Raw genomic sequence first — 17639 nt, forward strand, 5'->3', positions numbered from 1 at the left:
ACCGAGCCGATGAACCACCCCGCCGAAGCCGCCGCATCGCGGTCCACTGTCCGCTCGTGGACGACCCGGCGCGACGAAAAGAACCGCCGCCTCGCGGCCATCGCGCCGTGGCTCGAAGACGGCGTGCTGCCCACGCACCGCATCGTCGATGCGCTCGAAACGTTGATCCTGCCCGGCGAGCGCGTCGCGCTCGAAGGCGACAACCAGAAGCAGGCCGACTTCCTGTCGCGCTCGCTCGCCACGGTCGATCCTCACAAGCTGCACGACGTGCATCTGCTGATTTCGAGCATCAGCCGTCCTGAGCACTTGACGCTGTTCGAGCGCGGCATCGCGCACAAGGTCGATTTCTCGTTCGCGGGGCCGCAGAGTCTGCGCGTCGCGCAACTGCTCGAAGACGGCCAGCTCGAAATCGGCGCGATCTATACGTATGTCGAGCTGTATGCGCGCATGTTCGTCGACCTGACGCCGCACGTTGCACTGCTGTGCGCGGACAAGGCCGACCGTCACGGCAATCTGTACACCGGCCCGAATACCGAGGACACGCCGACGATCGCCGAGGCCGCCGCGTTCCGTCACGGCATCGTGATCGTGCAGGTCAACGAGATCGTCGACGAATTGCCGCGCGTCGACATTCCGGGCTCGTGGGTCGACGTGGTCGTGCAGGCGGACCGGCCGTTCGCGGTCGAGCCGCTGTTCACGCGCGATCCGCGCCATATCGGCGACTTGCAGGTGCTGACCGCGATGATGGTGATACGCGGCATCTACGAGCCGTATGGCGTCACGTCGCTGAATCACGGCATAGGCTTCGATACCGCGGCGATCGAACTGCTGCTGCCCACCTACGGCGAATCGCTCGGTCTCAAGGGCAAGATCTGCCGCAACTGGACACTCAATCCGCACCCGACGATGATCCCGGCGATCGAATCGGGCTGGGTCGACAGCATCCATTGCTTCGGCAGCGAGGTCGGCATGGAGGCGTATATCGAGGCGCGCCCCGATGTGTTCTTCACCGGCAACGACGGCAGCCTGCGCTCGAACCGCGTGCTGTGCCAGTTGGCCGGGCAATACGGCGTCGACCTGTTCATCGGCTCGACGCTGCAGATCGATGCGGACGCGAATTCGTCGACGGTCACGCGCGGACGGCTCGCCGGTTTTGGCGGCGCGCCGAACATGGGCCACGATCCGCGCGGCCGGCGTCATTCGAGCGAGGCGTGGCTGAAGCTGTTGAAGGGCGACGGCGCGGTGTCGCGTGGCCAGAAGCTCGTCGTGCAACTCGCGGAAACGTACAAGAAAGGCGGCGAGCCGACCTTCGTCGATGAACTCGACGCGGTCGCGGTCGGCGCGAAAAACGGCATGCCGATCGCGCCGGTGATGATCTACGGCGACGACGTGAGTCATGTGGTCACCGAGGAAGGCATCGCGCATCTGCACAAGGCCGAAGGCATCGACGAGCGGCGCGCGGCGGTCGCGGCGGTGGCCGGTGTCACGCCGATCGGTCTGCGCGCGAAGCCCGAGAAAACCGCGGAATTGCGCCGGCGCGGCATCGTCGCGTATCCGGAAGATCTCGGCATCCGGCGCGGCGACGCGAAGCGTTCGCTGCTCGCGGCGCGCAGCATCGACGATCTGGTCACGTGGTCGGGCGGACTGTACGCGCCGCCCGCGCGGTTTCGGAGCTGGTGACGATGGCGTCCGCTGCTGTTCTTCCTGAACGGTTGGACGCGCCGCATGCTTCGGTCCTACACAATGCATGTGGCACCTCGCCGGTCGCGCCGTTTTCCGACGCCCAACTCGCGCGCGACGCGATCATCGCGCTGATCGACGAGGCGGAGCTCACGCCGAAGCCCGCGCTCGTCGACCGGCGCGGCAGCGGCGCGCATCGCGACCTCGATCTCGCGATCATGCGGCGCTCCGCGCACGCGCTCGAACCGACCTTCGCGGCGCTGGCGCGCACGGCGCGCCGCCGCGGCGAACCCTCGGCGCTGCTGCGCGCCGAGCTCGCGCAGATCGGCCGCGCGGGCGAACAGGAGATGATGCAGGCGACGGGAGGGAGCAATGCGCATCGCGGCGCGATCTGGATCATCGGCTTGCTGGTTGCGGGCGTGGCGCTCGAAACGGCTTCGAATTCCTCCATGCGTGCGCACAGACCTGGCGATCCCAACCGTGTCGATACCTCGCGCGTCTGCACGCTGGCCGCGCAGATCGCCTGCTTCCCGGACCGCTTCGCCGCTTCGTCCGATAGCCACGGCGAACGCGCGCGTCGACGCTATCAGGTCGGCGGCGCGCGGCGCGAAGCGCAGGACGGCTTTCCGCACGCGCTCGAGGTCGGTCTGCCGGCATTGCACGCGGCCCGCGCACGCGGTCTCGACGAAAACGCCGCGCGCATCGATGCGCTGCTCGCGATCATGAGCACGCTCGACGATACCTGCCTGCTGCATCGCGCGGGACTCGCGGGCTTGCATGCGGGGCAGCGCGGCGCGCGGCGCGTGCTCGACGCGGGCGGCAGTTCGACAGCCGCGGGCCGCGTCGCGCTCGACGCGCTCGAACGCGAACTGCTGTCGCTGAACGCATCGCCGGGCGGCGCGGCCGATCTGCTCGCCGCCACCCTCTTTCTCGACATGCTGGCGCATCGCGACGCCAGCCGGAGCTGAGCCTCATGGAACATTTGACCTTCGACTATCCGGCGCAACGCGCCGTCACGACCCGCGCGCACGTCGGCGTGGTCGGCTCGGGCGATCTGGAAGTGCTGCTGTCGCCTGCCGCCGCCGATCCAGGCGGTTCGGCGCTCGCCGCGCACGTGGTGGTGCGCACCAGCGTCGACGGCTATAGCCACATCTGGAAGAGCGTGCTCGACCGCTTCTTCACGCGCTACGACGGCGCCGCGCACATCGAGATCAACGACTTCGGCGCGACGCCGGGCGTGGTCGCGTTGCGGCTCGCCGAAGCGGTCGAAGCGGCCGAGGAAGGAGACAGCGTATGAGCACGAGCGCCAGCGTAGATAGCGCGCCGCTGCTGCGCGAGAGCTTCATCGAACTGCCCGCGCGCGAGCGCGCCCGCTCGCTGCTCGACGCGGCCAGCTTCCGCGAACTGCTCGGACCGTTCGATCGCATCGGGTCGCCTTGGCTGCCCTTGCAGGGCATCGTCTGCCAGGCCGACGACGGCTGCGTGATCGCGCGCGGCACGATCGACGGCGAACCGGCCGTAGTCGCCGCGATCGAATCGGCGTTCCAGGGCGGCAGCATCGGCGAAGTGTCGGGCAGCAAGATCGTCGCGGCGCTCGAGATGGCGCTACGCGACTGCGAGCGTGGCAAGCGCGTGCGCCCGGTCGTGCTGTTCGAGACCGGCGGCGTGCGGCTGCAGGAAGCGAACCTTGGGCTTGCGGTCATCGCCGAGATTCAGGCGGCGATCGTCGCGCTGCGCCGGCGCGTGCCGGTGGTCGGCGTGATCGCGGGCATGGTCGGCTGCTTTGGCGGCATGTCGCTCGCGGCCGCGCTGTGCTCGTATCTGATCGTGACGAAGCAGGGACGGCTCGGCATGAACGGACCTGAAGTAATCGAGCAGGAAGCCGGTATCGAAGAACTCGACGCGAGCGATCGCCGCCGCGTATGGCAACTGATCGGCGGCGAGCAGCGCGTCGCGAGCGCGCTCGCCGACACACTCGTCGACGACGATGCCGCGGCCGTGCGCGCCGCCGTACGCGCCGCGTTCGCGCAAGGCGTGCCGGCCACGCATCGCAGCGAACAGGTCGACATGTTCTTGCAGCGGCTCGCGCGGATCGATCCGGCGAGCGTCACGCCCGAGACGCTGCGTGATGTGTACAACCCGCGAGGGCGCGATGCGTCGAACAAGGAGCAGGCATGAACGACACGACACTCACGCGCGGCGCGCGCTGGTTCAACGCACTGGTGGCCGGTGAACCGTCGAGCACGGCGCCCGTCTGGAGCGGCGATGCGCCGCTCGGCAGCGACACCGCGCGCTTCATCACGGTCGTGCCCGATCCCGCGAACCGTTTTCCGCGCGCGACCACCAACGTGGTCGGGCTCGAACAAGGCTGGCAACTCGCGCGCGCGGTGCGTCAAGCAATCGAAGCGGATAAAAGCGCTAGCACGCGCCGCCCGATCGTCGCGATCGTCGACGTGAAGAGCCAGGCGTACGGCTATCGCGAGGAAATGCTCGGCATCCACCTCGCCTGCGCGGCCGCCGTCGACGCCTATGCGAGCGCGCGCGACGCCGGCCATCCGGTGATCGCGCTGATCGTCGGTCCGGCGATGTCCGGCGCGTTCCTCGCGCACGGCTATCAGGCGAACCGCATCGTCGCGCTCGACGCGCCCGGCACGATGGTCCACGCGATGGGCAAGGAAGCGGCCGCGCGCGTCACGCGCCGCACGGTCGAAGAACTCGACGAACTCGGCGAGACGATCGTGCCGATGTCGTATTCGATGACATCGTTCGCGAAGTTGGGGCTGCTCGATCAGTTGATCGAAGGCATCGACGCGGACGCGCCCGACGCGGCACAGATCGAGCGCGTGCGCACGGTGCTGGTCGAGCAGATTCGCAGCGCGCGCGAGGGGGATCGTACGCTCGCGCGTCGGCTGGAATCGGCGGCGGCGCGGCAGACTCGCGCGGCGTCGATCGAGGTGCGGCGGCGTCTTGCCGAACAATGGGATGCCGTGTGATGCGCGTGTGTGCGGCTGCGCCCTTCTCCACCGTGCACGCCACGTCGTGCGACGCGCGGTGGCGGCCGCATGATCTGCTGCGCTTGCGGCGGCTGGACTCGCCCGATGATGAACCAGCGTGGGTTCGCGACGCGTTCGAACGCGCGCCGTATGCGGTCGTCCGGCGCGCGCTCGCCGCTGATGGTTTCGTCGCGATCGGCGTACGCGGTGCGAAGCGAGCGCAACGCTACGGCACATGGGTGCATGCGGACGATATCGTCGGTGCCGTGCCGCCGGAATCGCTCGCGCAGACGCAAGCCGATGCTGGACGTGATGCATTGCCCTCGTTCGTTGCACTGCTTTCGTTGCAACGTGATTCGGGCGGTCCGCTTGGTGGATTCGCTTGGGGACCTATTGGCAGCACCGGCTTTGAACTGGCGACGCACGTGCCGACTGTCAATGAAACGAGCGACCTCGATCTGTTGATCCGCGTGCCGCAACCGCTGGCGCTGAATGTCGCGAGTGCTTTGCTGGAGCAACTGCAAACGCTCGCGGCGCATATCGGTATCCGCATCGATGCGCAACTCGAAACGCCCACGGGTGGCGTGGCGCTCGCGGAATGGGCCGCGGGCAAGGCGCGCGTGCTTGCCCGCGATGCGAGCGGCCCCCGCTTGATCGCCGATCCGTGGGCGGCGATTGCTCACCATGGCATTGCCTGATGCTCGCGCTTCTGTTCCCCGGCCAGGGTGCGCAGAGCGAAGGCTTTCTGCATCGACTGCCGCAGCATCGCGCGGTACAGGACACGCTCGCTGAAGCTTCCGACACACTTGGCATCGACGTGCTGACGCTCGACTCATCCGACGCTTTCGATTCGACGGTCGCGGTGCAACTGGGCTTGACCGTCGCGGGCGTCGCGATCATGCGCGCGCTCGCCGATGAAGGATTGGCGGCGGAGATCAGCGCGGGACTTTCGATCGGCGCGTATGCGGCGGCGGTCAGTTGTGGCGCGGTGGCGTTCCGCGACGCGCTGAAGATGGTGCAGCGACGGGCCGAGCTGATGGAAACCGCTTATCCGGCGGGCTATGGTCTCGCGGCCGTCACCGGCTTGAGCGAGCAGCAGGCGGAAACGCTCGTTGCACAGCAGGCCGCGGAGCAACGGCAACGCGTGTATATCGGCAACGTCAATGCACCGCGCCAGATCGTGATGGCCGGCGCGGACGATGCGCTCGACGGGTTCATCGAACGCGCGCTCGCGGCCGGCGCGCGCAAGGCCACGCGGCTCGCGGTCAGCGTGCCCTCGCATTGCGAATTGCTCGCGCGTGCGAGCGACGAACTGCTGGCGTACTCGCGCACGTTGCATTTTGAAAGACCGCGCGGTGTTTATATCGGCAATCGCGGTGGACGCCCGTTATATACGGCCGATGCGATTCGCGAGGATCTTGCGACCAATATGCGTTACACCGTGCGCTGGTTCGATGCGCTGACCGTGATGCAGGAAATGGGCGCGCAGGTGCTGGTCGAGGCGCCGCCGGGGCAGGTGTTGACAGATATCGTGAGGGAGAATTTTTCTGAGGTCAGTGCGCTGGCTGCGAGTACATTGCCGTTTGACAGGTTGGTGGGGACGGTACGCAGGCGGTTGGAGCGTGGCTGACGGGGTGTGCTTCGCGGTGTGCGAACTCTGCTCAGAAGAATCATTCCGGCAGCCTCAGACAGATAAAGGTCGCGTCTGGTCCATGCTGCTTCGGCGCGCCCGGAGAAAAGAACTGCCTGCGCCTGACGCAGTCCGGATCTGCGCAAACGGCTGACGCCGAAGCCGGGGAGGACGCGCATCGCGCAGATCGCCTTGACTGGTGTTCCTTCGAGGCGAGAACCGGGTCCCGTTTACATATTTTTTATACCCCAGCACGTGGTCTTACCACGGCGTTTACGCCCTTTTTCCTAGGCTTGATCTTGGAAAGATCCGTCATGGGAGGGCATCGTCATGGATCTGGTTTACCTCATCGCCATCGCCGCTTTCGGGGGGCTGGTCGCAGCGCTTGCGGTCGGCTGCGACAAGCTCCGCCGCGCCCCCGGAGGCCGCCCATGACTTCCTGGATGACGTGGCTCGCCGCAATGTCGACGCTCATACTGTTTGTCTACCTCGTGTACGCCCTGCTGCGAGCGGAGGCCCTCGAATGAACGCCAATAACCTGTTCCAGACAGGACTTTATATCGTCGTGCTGATCGCGCTCGCGATTCCGCTTGGCCGCTACATGACCAGCGTGCTTGACGGCTCGTCCGTGGTCGTGCGGCGTATCGGAAGACCGCTGGAGGGGGTGTTATACAAGCTCGCTGGCGTCAATCCCGAAGCCGAAATGGCATGGACGCACTATGCCCTCGCCGTGATCGTTTTCAATGCGCTCGGCGCGCTGGTCGTGTACGGATTCCTGCGCCTCCAGCAATGGCTGCCGGCAAACCCGCAGGGTTTCGGTCCGATGACGCCCGACGCTGCATTCAATACGGCCATCAGCTTTGTGACCAATACGAACTGGCAGAATTACACGCCGGAGTCGACCGTCAGCTACCTGACGCAGATGGCCGCGTTAGCCGTTCAGAACTTTATTTCGGCCGCCACCGGTATTGCCGTCGTCGTAGCGCTGATCCGCGGCTTTGCACGCCATACGACGAAAACCATCGGCAACTTCTGGGTCGACCTCACGCGCATCACGCTTTACATCTTCGCGCCGCTCGCGACGGTCATCGCGCTCGTATTCATCAGCCAAGGTGCGATCCAGAATTTCGAGTCATACAAGGACGTCGCCACGCTGCAGGTCACGACCTACCAGACGCCCAGGACCGATGCCCAGGGCAACCCGGTGAAGGATGCGAAGGGCAATCCGGTCATGGTCGACAACAAGGCCGACAGGCAGACCATCGCGATGGGACCGACCGCGTCACAGGAAGCGATCAAGATGCTCGGCACCAATGGGGGCGGCTTCTTTAACGCCAACTCCGCGCACCCGTATGAAAACCCGACGCCGTTCGCGAACTTCGTGCAGATGATCGCGATGCTCGTCATTCCTGCGGCGTTGTGCCTTGTGTTCGGCCGGATGGTAGGCGACCAGCGTCAGGGGTACGCCATCCTCGCCGCGATGACGATCGCCTTCGCGGCTGCCTGCTGGGTCGAGATTTCCTCCGAGCAGGGCGGCAATCCGCTGCTTGCCTCGCTGCATGTGGATCAAACCGCGTCCGCCTTGCAGCCGGGCGGCAACATGGAAGGCAAGGAGACGCGCTTCGGTATCGCGCAGTCGGGGATCTTCACGGTCGCGACGACTTCAGCGTCATGCGGTGCGGTCAACAACATGCACGATTCGCTCACGCCGATCGGAGGGCTGGTCCCGCTATTGTTGATCCAGCTCGGCGAAGTGATCTTCGGCGGGGTTGGTTCCGGTCTGTACGGCATGCTCGTGTTCGCGCTGCTTGCGGTATTCGTCGCCGGCCTGATGATCGGCCGCACGCCAGAGTATGTCGGCAAGAAGATCGAGTCGTATGAGATGAAGATGGTCTCCATCGCTGTGCTGCTCACGCCATTGCTCGTACCGGTCGGTGCGTCGGTCGGCGTCCTGACGGCTGCTGGCGTGGCCGGAATCGCCAACCCCGGTCCACACGGATTCTCCGAAATCCTGTATGCCTACAGCTCCGCCGCGAACAACAACGGCAGCGCATTCGCCGGTCTTTCGGTCAACACGCCGTTCTACAACGTAACGCTCGCGATCGCCATGTGGTTCGGCCGCTTCGGATCGATCATCCCTGTGCTGGCAATCGCCGGTTCGCTCGCTGACAAGAAGCGCATTGCCGTTACCGCCGGTACCTTGCCGACTCACGGTCCGCTGTTCGTTGTGCTGCTGCTTGGCACTGTGGTGCTCGTTGGTGCACTGACTTATGTGCCGGCGCTTGCCCTCGGCCCGGTCGTCGAGCACCTGATCATGATCTCGGGTCACTGATTGCGAGGAAAGCATGATTACCCGTACCCAACCGCCTGTCCATCAGCCGGGCAATATCGGTCAGGCACGCACTGCGGCCCGGTCGATGTTCGATCCGGCGATTGTCAGGCCGGCGCTCGTCGATTCATTCAGAAAGCTTGCGCCGCGTACCCAGCTACGCAACCCGGTGATGTTCTGCGTCTACGTCGGCAGCATCCTGACGACGATCCTGTGGTTTGCTGCGCTCGCCGGCCAGGCCGAGGCGCCTGCGGGGTTCATCCTCGCGATCGCGCTGTGGCTGTGGTTCACGGTGCTCTTTGCGAACTTTGCCGAAGCGCTGGCCGAAGGCCGTTCGAAGGCCCAGGCCGCGTCGCTGCGCAGCGCCAAACACAATGTGGTGGCAAAAAAGCTGCAGGAGCCGCATCCGAAAGCGCCGATCCGCATCATGGCCGCGAACGATCTGCGCCGCGGCGACGTCGTTCTGGTCGAGACAGGTGACGTGATCCCGGCCGACGGCGAAGTGATCGAAGGGGTGGCGTCGGTCGACGAATCGGCGATCACCGGCGAATCCGCACCGGTGATCCGCGAGTCGGGCGGCGACTTTTCGTCGGTGACGGGTGGCACGCGCGTGCTGTCGGACTGGATCGTCGTACGCGTCAGTGTGAACCCGGGTGAAGCGTTCCTTGACCGCATGATCGCGATGGTCGAAGGCGCGAAGCGTCAGAAGACGCCGAACGAAATTGCACTGACGATCCTGTTGGTCGCGCTGACGCTGGTTCTGCTGTTCGCTACCGCCACGCTGCTGCCGTTCTCGATGTTCTCCGTCGAAGTGGCAAAAGCCGGCCACGTCGTGACGATCACCGCGCTCGTTGCCCTGCTCGTGTGCCTGATTCCAACGACGATCGGCGGCCTGCTGTCGGCGATCGGTGTTGCGGGCATGAGCCGCATGATGCAGGCGAACGTGATCGCGACCTCGGGCCGTGCTGTTGAAGCCGCCGGCGATGTCGACGTGCTGCTGCTCGACAAGACGGGCACGATTACGCTCGGCAACCGTCAGGCCTCTGCCTTCATACCGGCACCGGGTGTCACGGAGGAAGCGCTCGCCGACGGCGCACAGCTGTCGTCGCTTGCCGACGAGACGCCGGAAGGCCGCAGCATCACTGTGCTCGCGAAGCAGCGTTTCAACATCCGCGAGCGCGATATGAGCTCCTTGCACGCGACCTTCCTCGCGTTCAGCGCGCAGTCGCGGATGAGCGGCGTCGACCTGTCCCCCAAGGGGACTTCCTCCGGGGCGCCGGGCCGCGAGATCCGCAAAGGCGCGGCAGAAGCGATCAAGCACTATGTCGAAATGCACGGCGGGCAGTTTGCACCCGAGGTCGAGAGCGCCGTGACGGATGTCGCGCGACGTGGCAGCACACCGCTCGTGGTGGCGGAAAAACACGGCGACGTAGCGCGCGTGCTGGGTGTGATCGAGCTGAAGGACATCGTCAAGGGTGGCATCAAGGAACGTTTCGCCGAACTGCGCCAGATGGGCATCAAGACCATCATGATCACCGGCGACAACCGGCTGACCGCCGCGGCGATCGCGGCCGAAGCGGGCGTCGACGATTTCCTCGCCGAAGCCACGCCGGAGGCGAAGCTCACGATCATCCGCACGCATCAGGGTGAAGGACGCCTCGTCGCGATGACCGGCGACGGCACCAATGATGCCCCCGCACTCGCGCAGGCCGACGTCGCGGTGGCCATGAATACGGGCACGCAGGCGGCTAAGGAAGCCGGCAACATGGTCGACCTCGACTCCAACCCGACGAAACTGATCGAGATTGTCGAGATCGGCAAGCAGATGCTGATGACGCGCGGGTCGCTCACGACATTCTCGATTGCCAACGACGTCGCGAAGTATTTCGCGATCATCCCGGCGGCGTTCGCGACGACCTATCCGCAGTTGCGGGTGCTCGACGTGATGCATCTGAGTTCGCCGGCCTCGGCAATCCTGTCGGCAGTGATCTTCAATGCGCTGATCATCGTGGCGCTGATCCCGCTTGCGCTCAAGGGTGTGAAGTACCGACCGCTGGGGGCTGCCGCACTGTTGCGCCGCAACCTGCTGGTCTATGGGCTCGGCGGAATTCTGCTCCCGTTTCCGTTCATCAAGCTGATCGACATGATCATGTCCGCGTTTGGCTGGGTTTGACACAGAGAGCGCAAACATCATGAAAAACCTGATTCGCCCCGTACTTGTGCTGTTCGTCGTACTGACCGTGATCACGGGGGGCATTTATCCGATTGCTGTGACGGCCATCGGACGTATGGCGTTTCCACACCAGGCGAGCGGCAGCCTGATTGAGCACAACGGCAAGGCAGTGGGCTCCCCCATGATCGGCCAGCAGTTCGACGCACCGTACTATTTCTGGGGACGCCTGTCGGCGACCACACCGAACCCTTACAACGCGCAAAACTCGGGCGGCTCGAACCTTGGTCCGACCAACCCCGCACTCGCTGACGAAATCAAAGGTCGCATCGATGCCTTGAAGGCAGCGGGCACCGACATGTCGCAACCGGTACCGGTGGATCTTGTGACGTCCTCAGCCAGCGGTCTCGATCCCGAGATCAGTCCCGCTGCGGCGGCCTATCAGACCGCACGCGTTGCCAAGGCCCGCGGGCTGACGACCGACCAGGTCACCGAGCTGGTTGCCCGCTCTACGTCCGGGCGGCAGTTCGGCATTTTTGGCGAAGCGCGCGTCAATGTGCTGAAGCTCAACCTCGCGCTCGACGACCTCAAACCCATGCACGGATGATGTGCTGCCAACGTGCGTCTGGCGGAAGGTGGGCGGGTCTGACGTCTGCCGCCGGCCGTTTATGGGAGACACTCGATGGACCGCCCTGACCCAGACGAACTTCTGGATAGGATCCAGCGGGATAAAGAGAAACAGCAGCGTGGCCGCCTGAAGGTCTTCTTTGGCGCGTCAGCGGGCGTGGGGAAGACGTTTGCGATGCTGCAGGCCGCCCGGCGGCAGCAGGCAGAAGGCGCCGATGTGGTTGTCGGGATCATCGAGACCCATGGCCGCAAGGAAACCATCGCGCTGCTGGATGGTCTCGAGATACTGCCGCTCGCGCGCCACGAATATCGCGGCCACCAGCTCTCCGAGTTCGACATCGACGCCGCGCTCGCCCGCAGGCCAAAGCTCATCCTCGTCGACGAGCTCGCGCACTCGAACGTGCAGGGCGCGCGGCACCTGAAGCGCTGGCAAGACGTCCACGAACTCCTCGACGCGGGCATCGACGTCTACACGACGGTCAACGTCCAGCATCTCGAAAGTCTCAATGATATTGTCGGTCAGATCACGGGGATCCGGGTCTGGGAAACTGTCCCCGACCGGGTGTTCGATGGCGCCGACGAGGTCACACTAGTCGACTTGCCCGCCGAAGAGCTGCTCGACCGGATGCGAGACGGCAAGGTCTACCTGCCCCAGCAGGCCGAGCATGCCGTGCGTAACTTCTTTCGCAAGGGCAACCTGATTGCGCTGCGCGAACTGGCGCTGCGCCGTACTGCAGATCGCGTCGATGCGCAGATGCGTGAGTATCGCGCCGACCAGTCTATTGAGCGTATCTGGCAGGCACGCGAGCGGCTCATTGTGTGCGTCGGACCGGGGCCGGAAGCGCCAGTGCTCGTGCGCGCCGCTTCGCGGCTCGCCACGAGCATCAAGGCCGACTGGATAGCCGTGTATGTCGAGACGCCGAAACTGCAGCGCATGCCGGATGACTTGCGCAAACGAACGCTCGATGCGCTGAAGCTCGCCGCCGAACTCGGGGCCGAAACTGCCACGCTCGACGGGACTGACGCCGCACAAACGCTCGTTGCTTACGCCCGCATGCGCAATGTGTCCAGGCTGGTTGCCGGCGCGTCAACGCGGGGACGCTGGCGGCGGCTGATCGTGCCGCCGGTCGGCGAGCAGCTCGTGCAGAACGCGCGCGACATCGACGTCACGCTGATGAGCGCGGCCCCGGAGCGCGAGGGCCGGAATATGCGAGCCGGTGCTCCGAGCTTTGCTGTGGCGCCCGGAGGCGGCGGGCGCTTGAAGCCGCAAAGCTATTTTTACGCCCTGGCAATCTGCGGAGGAATCACAGTCGTTGCGTCAGCCTTTCTCCACCATATCGCTCTGGCGAACCTGGTGATGCTGTATCTGCTCGGCGTGATCTTCGCGGCCGCGCGACTCGGGCGCGGGCCGGGCGTGCTGCTGTCGTTCCTCAGCGTGGCGGCGTTCGATTTCTTCTTCGTACCGCCGCAGATGACATTCGCGGTTTCGGACACGCAATATGTGCTGACCTTCTTCGTGATGCTGCTGACTTCCTTGACAATCAGTCATCTGACGTCGAGCCTGCGCCGTCAGGCGCACATCGCGACCATGCGCGAACGGCGCACCAGTGCGATGTACGCCATGTCACGTGAACTGGGCGCGGCGCTGACGACCGGGCAGATCATCGAGATCGGTACGCGGCACGTCGGCGAAGTGTTTCACGCGCGCGTCGCGATCCTGCTGCCGGACAGCGCAGAGAAGATCTGGCAGAAAGTCGAAGAGCCTAACCCTGCTGTCATGCTGGACGCACAAGCGCTCGACCTCGATATCGGTCAATGGGTGTATGACCAGCAAAAACCTGCCGGACGTGGCACGGATACGCTGCCCGCCACGGACGCGCTGTACCTGCCGCTAAAGGCACCGATGCGTACGCGCGGCGTGCTCGCGATGGTATCGGAGCAGACTTCGGATCTGGCGAGTCCAGAGCAGCAGCGGATGCTCGATGCGTTCGCCGCCCAGATTGCGCTGGCGCTCGAACGCGTTCACTACGTGGAAATCGCGCAGGACGCGCTCATCAACATGGAGTCCGAGCGACTGCGCAACTCCCTGCTGTCGGCGATCTCACACGACCTGCGCACGCCACTGACCGCAATCGTCGGATTCGCGTCGATGCTTGCCGAACAGGACAAAAGCGGTGTGCCTGCGAGAACGACCAGCGAAGTCGTCGACGCAATCCACGAGGAGGCGCTCAGGATGAATGGTCTTGTCACGAACCTGCTCGACATGGCACGCCTCGAAGCGGGTGGCGTGCGCCTGAACCGGCAATGGTCGATGCTCGAGGAGGTCGTCGGCGCGGCCCTCGGCGCTTGCCGGCGTACGCTCGCCGGGCGCCCAGTCCAGGTGCATGTACCGCCTGATCTGCCACTGCTGCAGCTTGATGCGGTGCTGATGGAGCGGCTCTTTGTGAATCTCTTCGAGAACGCGGCGAAGTACACGCCACCGGGGACGCCGCTCACGATCGATGCCACGCCGGCCCATGATGGCGGCCGGAAATATGTGAAGGTCTGCGTCGACGATAGCGGGCCCGGCCTGCCGCCGGGCATGGAGACGCGCGTGTTCGACAAGTTCACGCGCGGCGAGAAAGAATCGGCGAAGGCCGGGATAGGTCTTGGCCTCGCGATCTGCCGTGCCATTGTCGAGGCGCATGGCGGCAGGATCGGGGCCGAGAATCGTACCGGCACAATGGGTAAGATCATTGGCGCGCGCTTCTGGTTCATGCTGCCCGCCGATGAGACCCCGCCGGCCGAAGCGCCACCCGCAGAGCTATGGCCCGACGATGGAGAGCAGGCGGCGTCAACAGGGGGCGCCTTCCCGGCACCGGCCGTCGATCCGGCAAAACCATGAGCGAGCCGACGGTCACCGTTGTTCTGATTGAAGACGACAAGCACATCCGTCGTTTCGTTCACACGGCACTGGAAGCGGATGGCATGACGGTCTTTGATGCCGAAACGGGGGAGCAAGGGCTGGCGCAGGCCGCAACACGGCGGCCTGATCTCGTCATCGTCGATCTTGGTTTGCCGGATATGGACGGCATTGACGTGATTCGGGAACTGCGTAGCTGGTCCACTGTGCCGGTGCTCGTGCTGACGGCGCGAACCCGGGAGGAGCATAAGGTCGCGGCGCTCGACGCCGGGGCCGATGACTACCTGACCAAGCCGTTCGGATTGCCGGAACTGACTGCGCGAATCCGCGCCCACCTGCGGCGGCGAATCTGCGGCGGCAGGACGGAGTCGACCAAAGTGCATTTCGGCGCTGTCACGGTCGATCTTGCTGAACGGAGGGTAACGCGCGACAGCCAGATCGTCCATCTTACCCCGATCGAATACCGGCTACTGTCGGCGCTTGTGTCACGCGCAGGATGGGTGCTGACGCATCGACAGCTACTTCAGGAGGTGTGGGGCCAAACGCACGCTAATAACGACCACTATTTGCGAGTCTACATGGGGCACCTGCGCCAGAAACTCGAACGTGATCCGGCGCAACCAGAGTACATCATCACGGAGACTGGCGTAGGCTACAGACTGGTCGGAGCGAACGACTATCAGGGGCAGTAGCATGCAATCCGCACTGAAGCGTCGATTCAGTGGGAAATTGCGCTCAGAAGTGCTGCCGTCATGTTTGCACCGCGTTCGAGACGTCGCGTTGACGGGATTTTTACATGTCCTGCGTATAGTTTTGCAACGCATTGACACGCTCTGTGCTGAAATGGAAGTGTCAAAGTCGGTCTGCTGGCCGAAATCGGAGTGCTCAATGTTACGGTTGCTGATCCCCGTAGTCGATAGCGGCGGTGCCGTACAGGCTGCCCGACACGCCGCATTTCTGTATCTGGAACACTGCGTGTCCGAAGTCGAACTGCTTGAAGTGCTTGAGCCTATTGACGAAGGGCGTGCGGCAGCGTTTCACTCGCGCAGCGCACTGCGTCGCCATGAGAAGCACATAATGCTCGACGCGCTGATCCAGACATGCTCAGTCCTTGAGGATGCAGGCGTTCCGTACAAATGGAAGCGGGTGTTCGGGCACGGCGCAAAAGCCATTGCCGCCTATGCTGCAAAGACTCAACCGGATGTCGTCGTGATCGATGCCAGCCATTTCGGTTTCTTTCGCAGACTGACCATGCTCGCCGGGTTGTGGCGCGTGACTACCAGGCCGGTAACCATGGTTCACTAGACTGCATGCGTGAGCGCAACGATGAGGATGAAAAGCAGGCGTGCATGAAACTTTTGAGGCCCCGCATCTTTAAACCACACCCAATCGCCTTAGTAGCGGCGTCATCGTGGCGCCCTGAACGAAGATTGAAAAAGCAACCACGGCAAAACACACAGTAATGATTTCTTCGCGCCGTGGTAGTCCGGGCGGCAATCCCATCGCGAGCGCCAAGGCCAAGGCACCGCGTAGCCCGCCCCAGAACAGGATATGTTGATGCCGCACCTCGATCTGCAGCGACGAGCGCGAGAAGAGCATGCAACACGGGTACACAGCCACGGCACGCCCCAGCATCACGACCATGATGGCGATCCCGATCGATAGCCACACGGTGTCGTATTCCCTGCGCGCCTGCTGAACTCCAATGAAAAGAAAGATGAACGAATTCGCCGCAAATACCGTGTACTCAAGCACGACCTCGACGGCTTGCCGACCTCTCTTCGTCATCGCGTCGCTCGTGTTCCGCTTTCCCATCACGAGGCCCGCTATCAGCGTGGCCAATACGCCGGACAGGTGAAGGTTCTCGGCTAGCAGAAACGACCCATAGGCCGCGATCATCGCGAAGGTGATCTCGACGAGGTGATCGTCGGTGCGGTGCAGCAGCGATAGCACTGCGTTGCCGATTAGCAAACCGCAAAACACCGAACCGAGAAGCACCACGCCCGAGATCTTGAGTACTTCGACAAGGCCGACTTGCGTGCCGGCGACAAAGGCCAGCGTGACCCGAAACGCTGCCGCCGCGGTCCCGTCATTGAACAGACTCTCGGCCTCCATCAAATGCCTGAAGCGGCCTGTGACACCCGCTTCCTTGAAAGTGGCAAGGATGGAGACGGGATCCGTAGCGGCTATTAACGTGCCGAAAAGCAGCCCGCTGATCCATTCCCAATGCAACAGGAAATGCATGCCTGCTGCCGTCACGCCAGCTGACAGGAGCACCCCGAGGACCGCCAATGTCTGGACGACGGCGAAATCTCGGCGTACCTGGCCCCACCTCATGTGAAACGCCGCCTCGAAAATGAGCGGCGGCAGCAGTACGTCGTAGATGAAATCCTTGGTGAGGGGAATATCTGGGAAGCTGGAAGAGGCCAGGAAAGAGAAGCTGATTCCAGCCATAACGAGACCAACGCTATACGGCATATGCAAGCGCCGGACTAGCATGGCCACCAGTGCCGAAACGAGCAACAGCAGTTCGAAGAGCCCAATGTTAAAGTCCATTCGGACGGTCCGGTCGAAAGAGAAAAGGGGCTTTTGCCACTGCTATCTTGATCTCGCCGACACGTGTCGGTGCCATGCGCATAGAAGTATATTCGAGACGCTGACGTCGGATCGCCGCAGACGCGACAGTTCCTTTCTTCCGCACGGCGTTCGGTGAGGGAAGCACCGCCGACCGTCTCCGGTCGGTCGTGCGGGCTCTATCCGTATCGTCCGGTTGGTCCCTTGAGCTGCTCTCCACGATCGGCACAAAGAGTTCGTTGCAACGGCGTTCGTCGAGGCGGGGCGCCGTCCCAGCGATTGGCGACAGCATCTCCGGATGGATAACTGAAATACGAGGCGGGATAGGTTGCAAAACCTCGAGTAGGCGCTGCACACAGGGCCATCACACGCGTTTACCGTCAAGTAATGACCGATTCGGTAGTCGAAGGGCAGCGCAGTCTATCGACGTTGCAGGATGTGCTTTTTTCCCTTGCGGTGGGCTCGCTGGCGTGCGACGGGCGCTTGACCCGGCATCCATTCCGTTCATGCGGGCGGGCCTTCTGCAGATGAGAACCGCTGCCGCGCCAGGTTGACTGCGGTTCCCCTTCTGCGGCGTATAGCTGATCCCACTGTGCGGCCAGGTTCCGGCGCTGCTCATTGACCGTCAGTTGCGCCATTGCGGGACGAGTAGCTGCCGTTCTCCACCGATCGGTCTACGCAACTGCAATGTGAGGGCGAGTCACGCTCCCGATGCCAGCGATTTCAGCGTCCCG

15 protein-coding genes are annotated in these 17639 nt (G+C 64.0%); 14 read left to right on the plus strand and 1 reads right to left on the minus strand.

Annotated features, from left to right (window positions below):
* The first annotated feature begins 9 nt into the window (after nt 1–9).
* The 14 genes from mdcA (at nt 10) to HDG33_RS31670 (ending at nt 15636) form a co-directional block, all read left to right on the plus strand.
* Nucleotides 10–1680, plus strand: a complete 1671-nt coding sequence (mdcA, locus tag HDG33_RS31605; RefSeq protein WP_184038616.1) for a malonate decarboxylase subunit alpha — start codon at nt 10–12, stop codon at nt 1678–1680.
* 2 nt (nt 1681–1682) lie between these two features.
* A complete protein-coding gene (locus HDG33_RS31610; protein ID WP_184038618.1) occupies nt 1683–2648 on the plus strand; it encodes a triphosphoribosyl-dephospho-CoA synthase in 966 nt (321 codons plus the stop codon).
* Between the two features lie 5 nt (nt 2649–2653).
* Nucleotides 2654–2977: a malonate decarboxylase subunit delta gene (locus HDG33_RS31615; RefSeq protein WP_184038621.1), complete on the plus strand. Its 324-nt coding sequence runs from the start codon at nt 2654–2656 to the stop codon at nt 2975–2977.
* Complete coding sequence (locus tag HDG33_RS31620; protein WP_184038624.1) at nt 2974–3858, plus strand: biotin-independent malonate decarboxylase subunit beta; 885 nt, start codon at nt 2974–2976, stop codon at nt 3856–3858. Before HDG33_RS31615 ends, HDG33_RS31620 begins: the two co-directional genes overlap by 4 nt.
* Nucleotides 3855–4673, plus strand: a complete 819-nt coding sequence (mdcE, locus tag HDG33_RS31625) for a biotin-independent malonate decarboxylase subunit gamma (RefSeq protein WP_184038627.1) — start codon at nt 3855–3857, stop codon at nt 4671–4673. The genes HDG33_RS31620 and mdcE overlap by 4 nt, the downstream gene beginning before the upstream one ends.
* Nucleotides 4673–5371, plus strand: coding sequence for a malonate decarboxylase holo-ACP synthase (locus tag HDG33_RS31630; RefSeq protein WP_184038709.1), 699 nt, complete (start codon nt 4673–4675; stop codon nt 5369–5371). The genes mdcE and HDG33_RS31630 overlap by 1 nt, the downstream gene beginning before the upstream one ends.
* Nucleotides 5371–6303: a malonate decarboxylase subunit epsilon gene (gene mdcH, locus HDG33_RS31635; protein WP_184038629.1), complete on the plus strand. Its 933-nt coding sequence runs from the start codon at nt 5371–5373 to the stop codon at nt 6301–6303. Before HDG33_RS31630 ends, mdcH begins: the two co-directional genes overlap by 1 nt.
* Before the next feature lie 461 nt (nt 6304–6764).
* Nucleotides 6765–6830 carry a K(+)-transporting ATPase subunit F gene (gene kdpF / locus HDG33_RS38490; protein WP_409259105.1) on the plus strand — a complete coding sequence of 22 codons (66 nt, stop codon included), beginning with the start codon at nt 6765–6767 and terminating at the stop codon, nt 6828–6830.
* Complete coding sequence (gene kdpA, locus HDG33_RS31645; protein WP_184038635.1) at nt 6827–8635, plus strand: potassium-transporting ATPase subunit KdpA; 1809 nt, start codon at nt 6827–6829, stop codon at nt 8633–8635. Before kdpF ends, kdpA begins: the two co-directional genes overlap by 4 nt.
* Before the next feature lie 85 nt (nt 8636–8720).
* On the plus strand, nt 8721–10805 hold the full coding sequence (gene kdpB, locus HDG33_RS31650; protein WP_184038712.1) for a potassium-transporting ATPase subunit KdpB: 2085 nt from the start codon (nt 8721–8723) through the stop codon (nt 10803–10805).
* 19 nt (nt 10806–10824) lie between these two features.
* The gene (gene kdpC, locus HDG33_RS31655) at nt 10825–11409 is read left to right on the plus strand and encodes a potassium-transporting ATPase subunit KdpC (protein ID WP_184038639.1); all 585 of its coding nucleotides are present in this window, start codon (nt 10825–10827) and stop codon (nt 11407–11409) included.
* Between the two features lie 75 nt (nt 11410–11484).
* The gene (locus tag HDG33_RS31660) at nt 11485–14313 is read left to right on the plus strand and encodes a sensor histidine kinase KdpD (RefSeq protein ID WP_184038642.1); all 2829 of its coding nucleotides are present in this window, start codon (nt 11485–11487) and stop codon (nt 14311–14313) included.
* The gene (gene kdpE, locus HDG33_RS31665; protein ID WP_184038645.1) at nt 14310–15023 is read left to right on the plus strand and encodes a two-component system response regulator KdpE; all 714 of its coding nucleotides are present in this window, start codon (nt 14310–14312) and stop codon (nt 15021–15023) included. The genes HDG33_RS31660 and kdpE overlap by 4 nt, the downstream gene beginning before the upstream one ends.
* Nucleotide 15024: 1 nt before the next feature.
* Nucleotides 15025–15636: a universal stress protein gene (locus HDG33_RS31670; protein ID WP_409259104.1), complete on the plus strand. Its 612-nt coding sequence runs from the start codon at nt 15025–15027 to the stop codon at nt 15634–15636.
* 69 nt (nt 15637–15705) lie between these two features.
* Here the strand turns inward: HDG33_RS31670 and HDG33_RS31675 are convergent, their stop codons facing one another.
* Nucleotides 15706–16887, minus strand: a complete 1182-nt coding sequence (locus tag HDG33_RS31675) for a sodium:proton antiporter (protein WP_184038647.1) — start codon at nt 16885–16887, stop codon at nt 15706–15708.
* Nucleotides 16888–17639 lie beyond the last annotated feature (752 nt).

The organism is Paraburkholderia sp. Cpub6 (assembly GCF_014201065.1).
Classification (GTDB): Bacteria; Pseudomonadota; Gammaproteobacteria; order Burkholderiales; family Burkholderiaceae; genus Paraburkholderia; species Paraburkholderia tuberum.